Genomic DNA, 13,907 nt, shown 5'->3' with positions numbered 1-13,907 from the left:
GGGGAAGGGCAGATGGATTCGTATAAGCGGGAAGAGTCGGAAGAATCGAAGGTTCGAAGTCTCGAAGACAAAATTCCCTACATACGCGAGCAGCGCCGCAAGAAGGCGAACCGCCGTTTGATGCTCGTACTCGCGCTTGTCGGGCTGTTGATCGGATTCGTTTTCTATCTCCAGTCCCCCTATTCGAGAATCGCGTCACTCGATATCAACGGAACGTTGAATGTCTCGAAGAAGGACATAGCGGACGCATCCGGGGTCGTTCCCGGCAAGACGCACGCCTTTAACGTCTCGGAGGATGAATTGATCGAACGGATCGAGGATGTCCCCGGAGTCAGGGAGGCGACGCTACGAAAAAAGTTCCTTCACGAGATGACCGTGACCGTCACGGAGGAGAAAGAAATCGCCTACGCGAAGGTAAAGCCTGATGACCGGATCGTTCTTGCGGACGGAACGATCATCAGAGGGCGCTCGAAGGAAGAATTGTTCGATGCACCGATCCTGACCGGATTCACTGACGCATCCCTCAAGAAAGTGACGCGTGAACTCGTCAAAATCGAACCGAAGGTGAGAAGCCGGATTTCCGAAATCGTCTCAGACAGCGGGAAGAACAAGAACGGCCTGAGGCTCTACATGACGGACGGAAACACCGTCATTCTGAGCACATCAAACTTCTCGTCCTCGTTGAATGATTATGTCAAAGTGATCGCCGCGCTTCCGAAAAAGAAGACCGGCGTCATCACGATCGACGGCGGAATCTATTTCAAACCATATAAAGGAAAAAAATAACAAGTTGACGACGCGGAAAACAACTGCCCTCCTGCGGCAGTTTTTTTGTAACATAGCAGGAGAATCGTCATGAAAACGTAATTTATAAGATGGGGATGTTGTCGAATAACTCCTTTTCGTGGTGATTTATATAGTGTAAACTTATACGGGAAGACGATTGTCCCTATTCAGGAAATATATAATAGGACAATCTAGTATTAAGAAAGTGGAGGTGTCACCCCCATGGAAACGAAAGGTACTATTGCCGCGCTAGATATTGGAACATCGGAGATCAAACTCATCGTCGGTGAACTTTTGGGTGGGACGCTGAATGTGCTTGCCGAAGGCTCCGCACCATCTGCGGGCGTCAAACGTGGTGTCATCGTCGATATCGACCAAACCGTCAATGCGATCAAACAGGCGACTGCTGAAGTGGAACGTGCACTCGGCGAGTCGATTGATGAAGTATATGTAGCGATTTCTGGAGAGCATATCCAAGTGAAGGATTGCCAAGGTATGGCCCCTGTCAAAGGAGAGGACAACGAGATCACGGACGATGATGTCAAGGAAGTCCTCCACTCTGCGATGGTCATGCGCATTCCGAACGAGCTGAGCGTAGTCGATGTCCTGCCGCGAACCTTCACCGTCGACCAGCAGACGGAAATCACTGATCCGCGCGGGATGATCGGATACAGACTTGAGATGTCAGGAAAGTTGATCATCGGGGCAAAGACGATCTTACATAGTATCAAGCGGTCAGTCGAACGAGCAGGACTTCAACTCGCAGGATATGTTCTCGAGAGCTTGGCAGTATCCCGAATCGCAGCTTCGATCGATGAACTCGAACTCGGTGTCGCAATCATCGACATCGGTCATGAGACGACGACGCTCTCGATCTACGAGAAAAACGATTTGGTGTACTCGACTACTCTCCCTTACGGTGGGGATCACCTGACACGTGATTTGACGTACAAGATGAACTGCAAGTATCAGGACGCGAAACTCGCTAAAGAAGAGTATGGCGTCGCACTCGAATCGCTTGGTGATCCGGAAGAGAAGGTCTCCTACGTCACGATCAACGGCGAACACCGTTTCGAATCGCAACCGGAAATCGGTTTCGTACTCGAAGCGCGGGTAGAGGAAATCTTCGAGATGCTGAAGAAACGCATGCATCAGGCAGGACATGCCCGTCAGAACAGCGGGATCATCCTCTGTGGAGGAACTTCTTCACTCCCAGGGATCGATATTCTAGGAAAACGGGTATTTGGACAAAGCGTCAATGTCTATCAACCAGCGAGCCTTGGGATTCGCCATCCGAAATACGCGGTAGCCGCAGGCATGTTGCGTTATGTATTATCGCGCAGCAACGTCTCGAAGTCCGGTCTCGGCCGTTCAGAAGAGAAGGTGACCGTTCCTACCGATCGGCAGCAGGAAGAGGAACTCCTTGCGAGACCTACGACAGCTGCTCTGCCAGAAAGCAAACCACCGCGGGAGCAACCTCCAAAAGAGAGAAAGTCCTTCAGTAGTTTCTTTGAGAAATTCTTCGGTTAAGCGAGAAAATACGAGTACACAAAAATAGGGGGCTCCTTTTATGTTGCATTTTGATGAAATGATGGACCAAGTAGCAAAAATCAAGGTCATCGGCGTCGGTGGTGGCGGTTCGAACGCTGTCAACCGAATGATCGAGCACGGCGTCCAAGGCGTCGAATTCATCGCCGTCAATACGGACGCACAAGCATTGAACATGTCGAAGGCGGACGTCAAACTTCAACTCGGAGCGAAATTGACGCGCGGACTTGGAGCGGGTGCCAACCCGGACATCGGCAAGAAGGCGGCTGAAGAGAGCCGTGAACAGCTGACTGAAATCCTCGGCGGCGCAGACATGGTCTTCGTCACTGCAGGTATGGGCGGCGGAACCGGGACAGGTGCAGCTCCAGTCATCGCTGAGATCTCGAAGGAAATCGGCGCATTGACGGTCGGTGTCGTCACGAAGCCATTCATGTTCGAAGGACGCAAGCGGATGCAGCATGCTGTATCGGGTGTCCAAAACTTCAAGGAGAAGGTCGACACATTGATCGTCATCCCGAATGATAAGCTCCTTGAGATCGTCGATCGCGATACGCCGATGCTTGAGGCGTTCAAAGAAGCAGATAACGTCCTTCGCCAAGGGGTTCAGGGGATCTCTGACTTGATCGCAGTACCTGGTCTGATCAACCTTGACTTTGCCGATGTCAAGACGATCATGACGGACAAGGGATCTGCCTTGATGGGTATCGGTGTTGCGACTGGCGAACACCGTGCGACGGAAGCGGCGAAGAAGGCGATTTCGAGCCCGTTGCTCGAGACGTCGATCGAAGGCGCGAAAGGTGTTCTGATGAACATCACGGGAAGTGTCAACCTCAGCTTGTACGAAGTCACGGAAGCGGCGCAGATCGTTCAGAGCGCTGCAGACGAAGAAGTCAACTTGATTTTCGGTTCAGTCATCAACGAGAATCTCGAAGACGAAATCATCGTCACGGTGATTGCGACGGAATTCGAGAACGAGCCACTCGATTTTGAAATCCCGTCGGCACAAGAGATGATGAAGAACCTCCTGAAGAAGAAACAAGCGCCGCCAGCCGAGGAAGTGAAACCGAAACAGGAAGAGGAAGTAGCGAAAGCTTACCAAGAACCAGAAGTCGAAGAACCGATGGACATCCCTTCCTTCCTCCGCCGGAACAATCGTTAAGAGACATTCCGCTGGCACGACGTTTAACCAAGAGGTGTCGCGAAGCGACGCCTCTTTTTCTCTAAAGGAAGGAAGTGAAGAGATGTTTGGTCAATGGATGAAATGGGATACTCCGACCGGTGTCGTACGGGCAGGTTTCACGACGAAGTTCGCCGCACCTCACGGCGAAGGAAATCTCGGACTGCATGTGCAGGATGACCGGGACGGCGTCGTACAGAACCGCCAGACGATCGCGAGACAAGTCGAACTTTCGCTTGAGAACACGATTTGGGCCGAACAGGTCCATGGCAATCATGTCGAACAGGTAACGACGCTCGAATCCGGAAGGGGAGCACTCGACTACGGGACGGCCATCAAGCAGACGGACGGTCTCGTCACGACGGACGCGAACGTGATGTTGATGATGTTGTTTGCCGATTGTGTACCGCTTCTTTTCTGTGATCCGACGACAGGTGTGATTGCGAACGCCCACGCCGGATGGAGGGGGACGGTCGCGAACATCGTCGAGGCGACGGTCGACAAGATGGAGGAGGCGGGCGCATCCCGAAGCGGCATCCAGATGGTGATCGGTCCCTCGATTCGGGATTGTTGCTACGAAGTGGACGGACCGGTGATCGAGGCGGTCGACGCGCTGGCTCTTGAGGAGCGGCCATACGTCATGAAAGAGGACGGCAAAGCGATGCTGTCGCTTCAAAAAGTGAATGCTGCGCTCGCTGAGAGAGCCGGGATCGGCAACGTGCTCGATATCGGAATCTGTACGAACTGCTCGCATGAGAACTATTTCTCGTATCGGCATGGAGACAAAAATGGCCGCTTCGCAAGTCTGATCGTAAAGGAGCCGGTCCATGGCTATACAGAATAACGTCCAAAAAGTCCGCGCCCGGATCGAAGAGACGAGTGCGCGGGCTGCGCAAAAAAAGCAGGTGAAGCTGATTGGCGTGACGAAATCAGTTTCTACGGATATCGCCAGACAGTTACTCGAAGAAGGGGTTGAGGCGCTCGGTGAAAACCGTCCTGAAGGTCTCCTTGAGAAACAGAAGGAGATTGGACGGGATGCCTGTGAATGGCATTTCATCGGATCGCTTCAGACGCGAAAAGTCCGGCAAGTCATCAACGCAATCGACTATCTGCACTCGCTCGACCGAATCGGTCTCGCTGAAGAGATTGAAAAGCGTGCGAACGAACCCGTCAAATGCTTCGTCCAGGTGAATGTCTCGGGCGAAGAGTCAAAGCACGGTATCCACCCGGAGGACATCCACTCCTTTCTTCATGAGGTCGGCCAATACCCGAAGGTACAGGTCGTCGGCTTGATGACGATGGCGCCGCTGACGGACGACGAACAGACGATTCGAGAGGTCTTCAGGTCGCTCCGGCAGCTGCGGGACGAGGTGCAGGAACGTCATTATGCCCATGCCCCGTGCACGGAGCTTTCGATGGGCATGTCGGGTGATTTCGAGACGGCAATCGAGGAGGGCGCTACATTCGTCCGAATCGGAACCGTTCTCGTCGAGGCGTGAACGCTGCAAGAATGAGATGACCAAAGATTAACTAACTAATAGACGGAAGGAGCATGATCATGGGATTCAAGTCTAAGCTTCATGACCTCTTCATCGGCAACACGGATGATCTGGAGGAGTACGAAGAACAATATACCGATCAGAAGACATCTAACCAAAAAACAGATGCTTATGACGATTATTACGAGGAAGAACCGATCGTTCCGGTCGTTGCGAAAGGAGGAGAGGGCGTGCGTCAAGCGAACATCGTCCCGATCCATTCTAAGAAATCAAAATCACAAGTCATCCTGAGCGAGCCTCGCGTCTTCAACGAGTCGCAGGAAATCGGCGAGCATCTGCGCCAGAACCGGGCAGTCATCGTCAACATGCAACGCATGTCGAAGGACCAGTCGAAGCAGATGATTCACTTCCTGTCCGGCGTCGTATTCGCGCTCGAAGGCACGATCACGACGATCAGCCAGAACACACTCCTCTGTGTGCCAAACAACGTCGAGCTAGCGGGAAGCATCTCGAACCTGCTCGGAGAAGACGACATCAATCATAAAGGGTGGTAAACATGGATGGACAAGTAATGGTCGCTCTCGGCCGCACGCTCAGCACGCTGTTGCAATATTACAGCTACGTGCTGATCGCCTATATTCTTCTCTCCTGGTTCCCGAATGCACGGGAATCGAAATTCGGACAAATTCTCCAGATGTTGTGTGAGCCATTCCTCGCGCCATTTCGCCGTGTGATCCCGCCAATCGGTGGAATGCTCGACATCTCTCCGATCGTGGCATTCCTCGTGCTCAACCTGGCACAAGCAGGAATCAGCGCCATCTTCTTCTGATGAGCGTCTATGATCATTATCGCCGGCATGAGCGGGAATTCATCGATCAGGTCCTGAACTGGATTGATCATGTCGAGGCGACATACACGTTCAAAGTGACGGATTTCATGGATCCGCGTGAACAGCAGATCACTCGGGAGCTCGTCGGTTCGAAATGCGCCCTCTTTTTCGAGGGCGGTTTCGAGGAGGCGGAACGCAAACGGGCGATCATCGCACCTGACTATTACGAGTTGAATCCGGACGATTTCGAGATTGCTATCTATCGTATTCATTATCCGACGAAATTCGTCGAGCTTTCGCATCGTCAAGTCATGGGTACGCTTCTGAACGTTGGGTTGAAACGCGGGAAATTCGGTGACATCGTCATTCAGGACGAGATCGTCCAGTTCGCGGTCGCTCGGGAAGTCGCTTCCTATATCGAGACGAACGTCGACCGGGCGGGTAAGACGAAGATTCGTCTGTCTCCGGTCGCGATGGACGAACGCCTGAAAATCAAAGCGCCTGAATGGCAAGAAGAGATGGGGTTCGTCAGTTCGCTCCGGTTCGACACGGTTGTCAGCGAGGTTCTCGGAATGTCGCGTCAAAAGGCGCAGGCGCTGATCAAGCAGGGTGAGAGCAAGGTCAACTACAAAATCGTAGAGGATCCGAGCTACCTGCTTGAGGAGGGCGACATGCTTTCACTGAGAGGAACGGGACGGATCAAGCTGATCGCGATTCTCGGATCGACGAAGCGCGACCGCATCAAATTGCAATATGGTTTGTTAAAAGGTTGAGGTTAATCATTTAAGGAGGATATCGTCATGCCGCTCACTCCACTGGATATTCACAATAAGGAATTCACCCGCAAGTTTCGCGGTTACGATGAGGATGAAGTCAACGAGTTCCTTGATCAGATCATCAAGGACTTCGAGATGCTTCTTCGAGAAAACCGTCATCAGCAAGAGCTGATCGAGAACATGCAGTCGCGTGTCGACTACTTCAGCTCGATGGAAGAGACGCTGAACAAGTCGATCATCGTCGCTCAGGAGGCAGCCGAAGAGGTCAAGGCGAACGCTGCGAAGGAGGCAAGCCTGATCGTCAAGCAGGCGGAGCGCGACGCGGAACGCATCGTCGACGATGCACAACGCAAAGCACACCGTGCCGATTTCGAGGTCGAGCAGATGCGCAAGAAAATCGAATTGTACCGCAACCGCTTCAAGGTGCTGATCGACGCACAGACGGAACTCCTCGCAAGCAATGACTGGGATTCGTTCGAACCGGCGAGACGGGAAGTTCTTGACGAGGTTCCAGCGGTTGCGTATAATGACGACGATGTCATATAACTAAAACGTCGACGAGGACAAGTCTTCGCATGGACTGCCGAAAGCGAGCCGGGGATGGTGTGAGCCCGGTCGGAAAGCATGTGTGAGTCATCCCCTCCGAGTGCCCTGTCGAACTAAAGTAGACAGGACCGATTCGCCCCCGTTACCGGGCTCTTAAGCGGCCGCAAGGATTCAGTGCGGCTAGTAGGGTGGTACCGCGAGTTCAAGCCAGCTCGTCCCTATAGGGACAGCTGGCTTTTTTGTATTCAAAAAATGAAAAGAGGTATTGTCAGATGGAGTATAAAGATACGCTTTTGATGCCAAAAACAGAATTTTTGATGCGAGGCAACCTTCCAAAACGTGAACCTGGCTTCCAGGAACGCTGGGAGGAGCTCGACTTGTATGCTGCCGTACAGAAGAAGAACGAAGGAAGACCGCTGTTCGTCCTGCACGACGGTCCGCCATACGCGAACGGCGACATCCACATGGGCCACGGATTGAACAAGGTACTGAAGGACATGATCGTCCGCTACAAGTCGATGAATGGTTTCCGTTCACCGTACGTACCGGGATGGGACACGCACGGTCTGCCGATCGAAACGGCTCTCCAAAAGGCGGGGGTTGACCGGAAGACGATGACGGTCGCTGAGTTCCGGGAGCTTTGCGCGAAGTATGCACTCGAGCAGGTCGATCACCAGCGCGAGCAGTTCAAACGTCTCGGGTTGCTTGGCGACTATGAGAATCCGTACATCACGCTGCAGCCGGAGTTCGAAGCGGCTCAGATCCGCTTGTTCGGCGACATGGCGAACAAAGGATACATCTATAAAGGGAAAAAACCGGTCTACTGGTCACCTTCTTCTGAATCGGCTCTCGCTGAAGCCGAGATCGAGTATCAGGACAAACGTTCACCTGCGATCTACGTCGCTTTCCAAGTGACGGACGGCAAAGGGAAGCTCGAACCGACGGACCACTTCGTGATCTGGACGACGACTCCTTGGACGATCCCTGCGAACCTCGGGATCGCAGTCAGTCCTGAATTGACGTACGCCCGCATCCGCCATGACGGAAAAGGCTACATCGTCGCTGAATCGCTCGTCGGTGAAGTCACTGCTGCCCTCGGATGGGAAGATGCTATGGTCGACGGGACATTCCCAGGGGCGGAGCTCGAGTACATCGTGACGAAACATCCGCTCTACGACCGGGACTCGCTCGTCATCCTCGGCGATCACGTCACGGCCGAAGCGACAGGTTGCGTCCATACGGCGCCGGGTCATGGGGAAGACGACTTCCGTGTCGGTCAGACGTACGGTCTCGACGTTCTCTGCCCTGTCGACGACAAAGGTGTCATGACGGCGGAAGCGCCAGGATTCGAAGGACTCTTCTACGAGGACGCGAACAAGGAAATCGGCCAGGCGCTCGAAGCAGCCGGCGCGCTCCTCAAGATCTCGTTCATCAAGCACTCCTACCCGCATGACTGGCGGACGAAGAAGCCGGTCATCTTCCGCGCGACGCCGCAATGGTTCGCCTCGATCAAGGACTTCCGCGAGACGATCCTTGAAGAGATCAAGCAAGTGAAGTGGCTTCCGGAGTGGGGCGAGACGCGCCTCTATAACATGTTCAAGGATCGCGGCGACTGGGTCATCTCGCGTCAGCGCGCGTGGGGCGTTCCGCTTCCGATCTTCTACGCGGAAGACGGCACGGAAATCATCACGCCGGAGACGATCGAGCATATCGCGAATCTGTTCGGTGAGCACGGGTCAAACGTCTGGTACGAGCGGGAAGCGAAGGACTTGCTTCCGGAAGGGTTCACTCATCCTGGCAGCCCGAATGGCGTCTTCAAGAAGGAGACGGACATCATGGACGTCTGGTTCGATTCCGGTTCATCGCATGCAGGCGTACTTGCGACACGTCCAGAGCTCGAGCGTCCGGCTGATCTTTATCTCGAAGGATCGGACCAATATCGCGGCTGGTTCAACTCGTCGCTCTCGACTTCGGTCGCGACGACTGGAAAAGCACCTTACAAAGCCGTCGTCAGCCACGGATTCGTACTCGACGGTGAAGGACGCAAGATGTCGAAATCGATCGGCAACACGATCGCACCGATCCAGATCATGGAGCAGTTCGGTGCGGAGATTCTTCGTCTGTGGGTCGCTTCTGTCGACTATCAGTCCGATGTCCGGGCGTCGTTCGACAATTTCAAACAAGTCTCTGAATCGTACCGTAAAATCCGCAACACGGTCCGCTTCCTCCTTGGGAATCTCGATCAGTTCGATGTCGGATCGCACCGTGTCGCGTTCGAGGACTTGCCGGAGACGGACCGCTACATGCGCGTCAAGCTCGACCAGCTCGTCTCTAAGGTCAAGACGGCATACGACGGTTACGACTTCATGGGCGTCTATCAGTTGCTTCACAACTTCTGCGTCCTCGACCTGTCATCTTACTATCTCGATTACACGAAGGACATTCTCTACATCGACAAAGCGGACGCTAAAGAGCGCCGCGCGGTCCAGACCGTCATGTACGACACGGTTGTCAGTCTGCTTAAGCTGATGGCACCGATCCTGCCGCACACGGCGGACGAAGCTTTTGTTTTCGTACCGGGAGCAACGGATGCGAGTATCTTCCTGACGGATATGCCGGAAGCACGTGAGCTGACGGAAGAAGACCTCGCACTCATCGCGAAGTGGAACAAGTTCCTCGTCTTCCGCGACGATGTCTTGAAAGCGCTCGAGGATGCACGCGCCGAGAAAATCGTCGGTAAATCGCTCGAGGCGAAGCTGCAGCTCGCACCGAAGGCGGAGACGAAGGAATTGCTCTCTTCGATCGACAACATCGCACAGCTTCTGCAAGTATCACAAGTCGAATTCGTCGAGCAGGCGGAACGCGAGTTCGATACGACGAGCATCACGGTCCTAAAAGCAGACGGAGAGAAATGTGACCGCTGCTGGACGTACACGACTGAGAACGGAACGGACGAAAATCATCCGACGCTTTGCCCACGTTGTACTGAAGTGGTCAATTCACTATAATGAATAAGATGGAGGACGGCTGCATGCGACTTCGCGGCCGTCCTTCCATATTTTTGTCGACTTGGAGGAAATCAGATATGTGGCTCTACCTTGTGATTGCTGCTCTTTTCGTCGGACTCGATCAGTTGACGAAGTGGATCGTCGTCAAGGAACTGACGATCGGTCAGCCCATCGAGATCATCTCGAATTTCTTTTATCTCAACTCATACCGCAACCGTGGCGCTGCTTGGGGGATGCTCGAAGGGAAGTTCGGCTTCTTCTTCGTCGTGACGGTCGTCGTCGTCATCGCGCTGATCTATTTTTTATACAAAGAAGGAACGAAGAATCGACTGTTCGCTTGGAGCATCGCACTTTTGCTCGCGGGAGCGATCGGAAACTTCATCGATCGTTTCACACGCGGGGAAGTGGTCGATTTCTTCCACTTTTTCCCGTTCGGGTACAATTTCCCGATTTTCAACGTGGCGGACGTCTGTCTGACGTTCGGTGTCATCTTCATGCTCGTAAGCGTCCTCTTCGAGGAGCGCCTCACTAAGAAAGGAACGAATACTCAATGAATGAATTTATTTTTCAAGCGAACGGTGCGACTGGCCGGATCGACAAATGGCTCTCAGAACAGGAAGACTGGTCACGCTCACAAGTCCAGGACTGGTTGAAGGAAGGCCTCGTCGAAGCGGATGGCCGCGTCGTCAAGCCGAACTATAAGCTGTCAGGACAAGAGACGGTCAAAGTCCAGGTGCCGGAAGCTGTAGAACTCGAAATCATGCCAGAGGACATCCCGCTCGAAGTCGTCTACGAGGACAGCGACGTTATCGTCGTCAACAAGCCGAAAGGGATGGTCGTCCATCCGGCTGCAGGACACGTCTCAGGTACGCTCGTCAATGCGCTTCTGCACCACTGCAAGGACCTCTCAGGCATCAATGGCGTCAAGCGTCCTGGAATCGTCCACCGCATCGATAAGGATACGTCAGGCCTTTTGATGGTCGCGAAGAACGATCTCGCGCATGAGTCGCTCGCTCAGCAGCTCAAGGACAAGACGACGAAGCGTCAATACATCGCACTCGTCCACGGAGAGATTCCGCATGAGCTCGGAACAGTCGATGCGCCGATCGGGCGCGACAAGAATGATCGTCAGCGGATGACCGTCACCGAGAAAAATTCGAAATCGGCTGTGACTCATTTCCGTGTCATGGACCGTTACGTCGGGTTTACGCTCGTCGAATGCCAGCTCGAGACGGGACGTACGCATCAGATCCGTGTCCACATGCGCTATATCGGATTCCCGCTTGCGGGGGACCCGAAATATGGTCCGCGCAAGACGATGAAGATGAACGGGCAGGCCCTGCATGCAGCGTTGCTAGGCTTCGAACATCCGCGCACGGGCGAATGGCTCGAATTCGAGGCACCGCTTCCGGAAGAGATGACGTTTGAGATCAGCCAGATGAAAAAACTCGAAATCGAGTCTTGACGTTTTACTGAGAAAACTGTAGAGTAACACGTAGAACCGGTGCGAGACACCGGACTACATTCGGTCGCCCGAGCGGCGATCCTACCAATAGTACACCTTTAACTGGGTCCAGAGAGGCGCAAAAGGGAGACGATTCAATATGTGAATGAAAGGTGGATTCCGTCCGCCTCTGACACGATGTCTTCAACAAACCTCTCCTGCTGACGCTGGAGAGGTTTTTTCATGGAAAGGAGGAAAACCATGTCATCCACCATCTTGGACGCAGCGGCGATCAGCCGTGCGCTGACACGCATCGCCCACGAAATCATCGAGCGGAACAAAGGCATCGAAGACTTGATGATCGTCGGAATCAAGACGCGGGGTGAGACTCTCGCACGGCGCCTTGCGAAACGGATCGAAGAAATCGAGCAGAAGCCGGTCGCACTTGGCGTCGTCGACATCTCGATGTACCGCGACGACCTGTCGAAGAAGACGCTCGAGCCGGAAATCAAGGGGTCGGAGATGCCTGAGTCCGTAACGGAGAAGATCGTCGTCCTCGTCGACGACGTCCTCTACACGGGACGTACCGTCCGGGCTGCGATGGACGCGCTCGTCGATCACGGTCGCCCGAGCATGATCCAGCTTGCGGTCCTCGTCGACCGAGGTCACCGCGAGCTGCCGATCCGCCCGGATTTCATCGGCAAGAACGTCCCGACGTCACGGACGGAACAGGTCGTCGTCGAACTGTCAGAAGTCGACGGCACTGATCAGGTCTTCATCAAACGGTAAAAATGATTTGAAAAAATACCTTTAACGTGGTCCAGAGAGACCAGGAAGGAAGTTGAAAAAATGAAACGTATCCAACCCGTACTCGATGTCAACCAAATGCCAGGAAATCCACTCCAATGGCTGATGTTAAGCCTTCAGCACGTCTTCGCGATGTTCGGAGCGACGGTGCTCGTCCCGCTGCTGACCGGACTCAACACATCGGTCGCACTCGTCGCGAGCGGCGTCGGAACACTCGCGTTCCTCCTGATCACACGCTTCAAAGTGCCGACATATCTCGGATCGAGCTTCGCCTACATCGCACCGATCATCGCCGTCAGCCAGAAATGGGGCGTCGAGGACGCACTGATCGGCGGGATCGCCGCCGGTCTCGTCTACGGCATCATCTCACTCATCATCACGTTCACCGGCGTCGACTGGCTGATGAAGCTCCTGCCGCCGGTCGTCATCGGCCCGGTCATCATGGTCATCGGACTGTCGCTCGCTCCGACCGCGGTCAACATGGCGATGAATGACGCGGAAGGAAACTACAACGGAACGTTCATGACTGTCGCGCTCATCACGCTCGCCGTGACGCTCCTCGCGATGACGTACTTCAAAGGAATGTGGAGCACGGTGCCGATCCTGTTCGGACTGATCGGCGGATACATCGCGGCAGCTGTCGCAGGCATCATCTCATTCGCTCCGCTGAAGGAAGCCACGTTCTTCCATGTCCCGGACTTCACGATCCCGTTCGTCGACTACACGCCGGACTTGAACGTCGCCGCACTCCTGTTGATCGTCCCGGTCACACTCGTGACGCTGACGGAGCATATCGGTGAACAGCTCATCACATCCCGCATCATCGGGCGCGAGACGCTCCGTGATCCTGGGATGCATAAGACGGTCCTCGGCGACGGTGTCGCAAAAGCGATTGCTTCCGCTCTCGGCGGGCCGCCAGTGACGACTTACGGTGAGAACAACGGCGTCATGGCGATCACACGCGTCTACAGCGTCTATGTCCTTGGCGGCGCAGCGGTACTCGCGATCAGCTTCGGATTCCTCGGTTATGTAGAAGGTTTGATCAAGACGGTCCCGACACCGGTCATGGGCGGAATCAGCATCCTGCTCTTCGGGGTCATCGCCTCGAACGGTCTCCGGACGCTCGTCGAGAACAAGGTCGATCTCGCGGATAAACGCAACTTGACGATTTCAGCAGTCATCCTCGTCATCGGGATCGGGAATGCCGCAGTCGATATCAACGGGTTCGCCCTTCAGGGAATGGCGCTCGCGACCGTCCTCGGGATCCTGCTCAACCTCATCCTGCCGAAGACGAAGCAGGAGGAGCAGCCGGAAGTCGAGGAAACGAAATCAACTTCATACGAGAAAGCAGCTAACGACTTTTAAATCGTTCCAGAGAGGACGATAAAGTGGAGGCCCTTTAGGAAGACGGATCATGCATCCGTCTGCTTCAGCGCACCTTCACGAAGAAGGTGCGCTTTTTTGCGGCCGAAAAAGGAGTGGAAGAT

At 54.2% G+C, this 13,907-nt stretch carries 14 protein-coding genes and 1 other annotated feature; all 14 genes read left to right on the top strand.

Annotated elements, in window-relative coordinates; translation table 11 throughout:
- The first annotated feature begins 12 nt into the window (after nucleotides 1–12).
- Nucleotides 13–786, top strand: coding sequence for a cell division protein FtsQ/DivIB (locus DFG60_RS07645; protein ID WP_114571159.1), 774 nt, complete (start codon nucleotides 13–15; stop codon nucleotides 784–786).
- 222 nt (nucleotides 787–1,008) lie between these two features.
- The gene (ftsA, locus tag DFG60_RS07640) at nucleotides 1,009–2,316 is read left to right on the top strand and encodes a cell division protein FtsA (protein ID WP_114571158.1); all 1,308 of its coding nucleotides are present in this window, start codon (nucleotides 1,009–1,011) and stop codon (nucleotides 2,314–2,316) included.
- 40 nt (nucleotides 2,317–2,356) lie between these two features.
- The gene (gene ftsZ, locus DFG60_RS07635) at nucleotides 2,357–3,493 is read left to right on the top strand and encodes a cell division protein FtsZ (protein ID WP_114571157.1); all 1,137 of its coding nucleotides are present in this window, start codon (nucleotides 2,357–2,359) and stop codon (nucleotides 3,491–3,493) included.
- 82 nt (nucleotides 3,494–3,575) lie between these two features.
- The gene (gene pgeF / locus DFG60_RS07630) at nucleotides 3,576–4,355 is read left to right on the top strand and encodes a peptidoglycan editing factor PgeF (protein ID WP_114571156.1); all 780 of its coding nucleotides are present in this window, start codon (nucleotides 3,576–3,578) and stop codon (nucleotides 4,353–4,355) included.
- Entirely contained in the window at nucleotides 4,339–5,010 is a 672-nt protein-coding gene (locus DFG60_RS07625) for a YggS family pyridoxal phosphate-dependent enzyme (RefSeq protein WP_114571155.1), read from the top strand. The genes pgeF and DFG60_RS07625 overlap by 17 nt, the downstream gene beginning before the upstream one ends.
- A 59-nt stretch (nucleotides 5,011–5,069) precedes the next feature.
- Nucleotides 5,070–5,564, top strand: a complete 495-nt coding sequence (locus DFG60_RS07620) for a cell division protein SepF (RefSeq protein WP_114571154.1) — start codon at nucleotides 5,070–5,072, stop codon at nucleotides 5,562–5,564.
- Between the two features lie 2 nt (nucleotides 5,565–5,566).
- Nucleotides 5,567–5,839 carry a YggT family protein gene (locus tag DFG60_RS07615; RefSeq protein ID WP_198661563.1) on the top strand — a complete coding sequence of 91 codons (273 nt, stop codon included), beginning with the start codon at nucleotides 5,567–5,569 and terminating at the stop codon, nucleotides 5,837–5,839.
- The gene (locus DFG60_RS07610; RefSeq protein WP_114571153.1) at nucleotides 5,839–6,612 is read left to right on the top strand and encodes a YlmH family RNA-binding protein; all 774 of its coding nucleotides are present in this window, start codon (nucleotides 5,839–5,841) and stop codon (nucleotides 6,610–6,612) included. The genes DFG60_RS07615 and DFG60_RS07610 overlap by 1 nt, the downstream gene beginning before the upstream one ends.
- Nucleotides 6,613–6,639: 27 nt before the next feature.
- On the top strand, nucleotides 6,640–7,161 hold the full coding sequence (locus DFG60_RS07605) for a DivIVA domain-containing protein (protein ID WP_114571152.1): 522 nt from the start codon (nucleotides 6,640–6,642) through the stop codon (nucleotides 7,159–7,161).
- Nucleotides 7,161–7,384: a binding site (T-box leader), on the top strand. It overlaps the preceding gene by 1 nt.
- A gap of 49 nt (nucleotides 7,385–7,433) precedes the next feature.
- Complete coding sequence (ileS, locus tag DFG60_RS07600) at nucleotides 7,434–10,169, top strand: isoleucine--tRNA ligase (protein WP_114571151.1); 2,736 nt, start codon at nucleotides 7,434–7,436, stop codon at nucleotides 10,167–10,169.
- A gap of 77 nt (nucleotides 10,170–10,246) precedes the next feature.
- Entirely contained in the window at nucleotides 10,247–10,723 is a 477-nt protein-coding gene (gene lspA, locus DFG60_RS07595) for a signal peptidase II (RefSeq protein ID WP_114571150.1), read from the top strand.
- The gene (locus DFG60_RS07590) at nucleotides 10,720–11,634 is read left to right on the top strand and encodes an RluA family pseudouridine synthase (protein WP_114571149.1); all 915 of its coding nucleotides are present in this window, start codon (nucleotides 10,720–10,722) and stop codon (nucleotides 11,632–11,634) included. Before lspA ends, DFG60_RS07590 begins: the two co-directional genes overlap by 4 nt.
- A 240-nt stretch (nucleotides 11,635–11,874) precedes the next feature.
- Nucleotides 11,875–12,402, top strand: a complete 528-nt coding sequence (gene pyrR / locus DFG60_RS07585; RefSeq protein ID WP_114571148.1) for a bifunctional pyr operon transcriptional regulator/uracil phosphoribosyltransferase PyrR — start codon at nucleotides 11,875–11,877, stop codon at nucleotides 12,400–12,402.
- A 60-nt stretch (nucleotides 12,403–12,462) separates the two neighbouring features.
- On the top strand, nucleotides 12,463–13,785 hold the full coding sequence (locus DFG60_RS07580) for a uracil-xanthine permease family protein (protein WP_114571147.1): 1,323 nt from the start codon (nucleotides 12,463–12,465) through the stop codon (nucleotides 13,783–13,785).
- Nucleotides 13,786–13,907 lie beyond the last annotated feature (122 nt).

Origin of the sequence: Exiguobacterium flavidum (genome assembly GCF_003344535.1) — a bacterium.
In the GTDB taxonomy this organism is placed as follows: domain Bacteria; phylum Bacillota; class Bacilli; order Exiguobacteriales; family Exiguobacteriaceae; genus Exiguobacterium_A; species Exiguobacterium_A flavidum.
The sequence above is the reverse complement of the archived record's forward strand: the minus strand, read 5'-3'. Positions and strand labels throughout refer to the sequence as shown.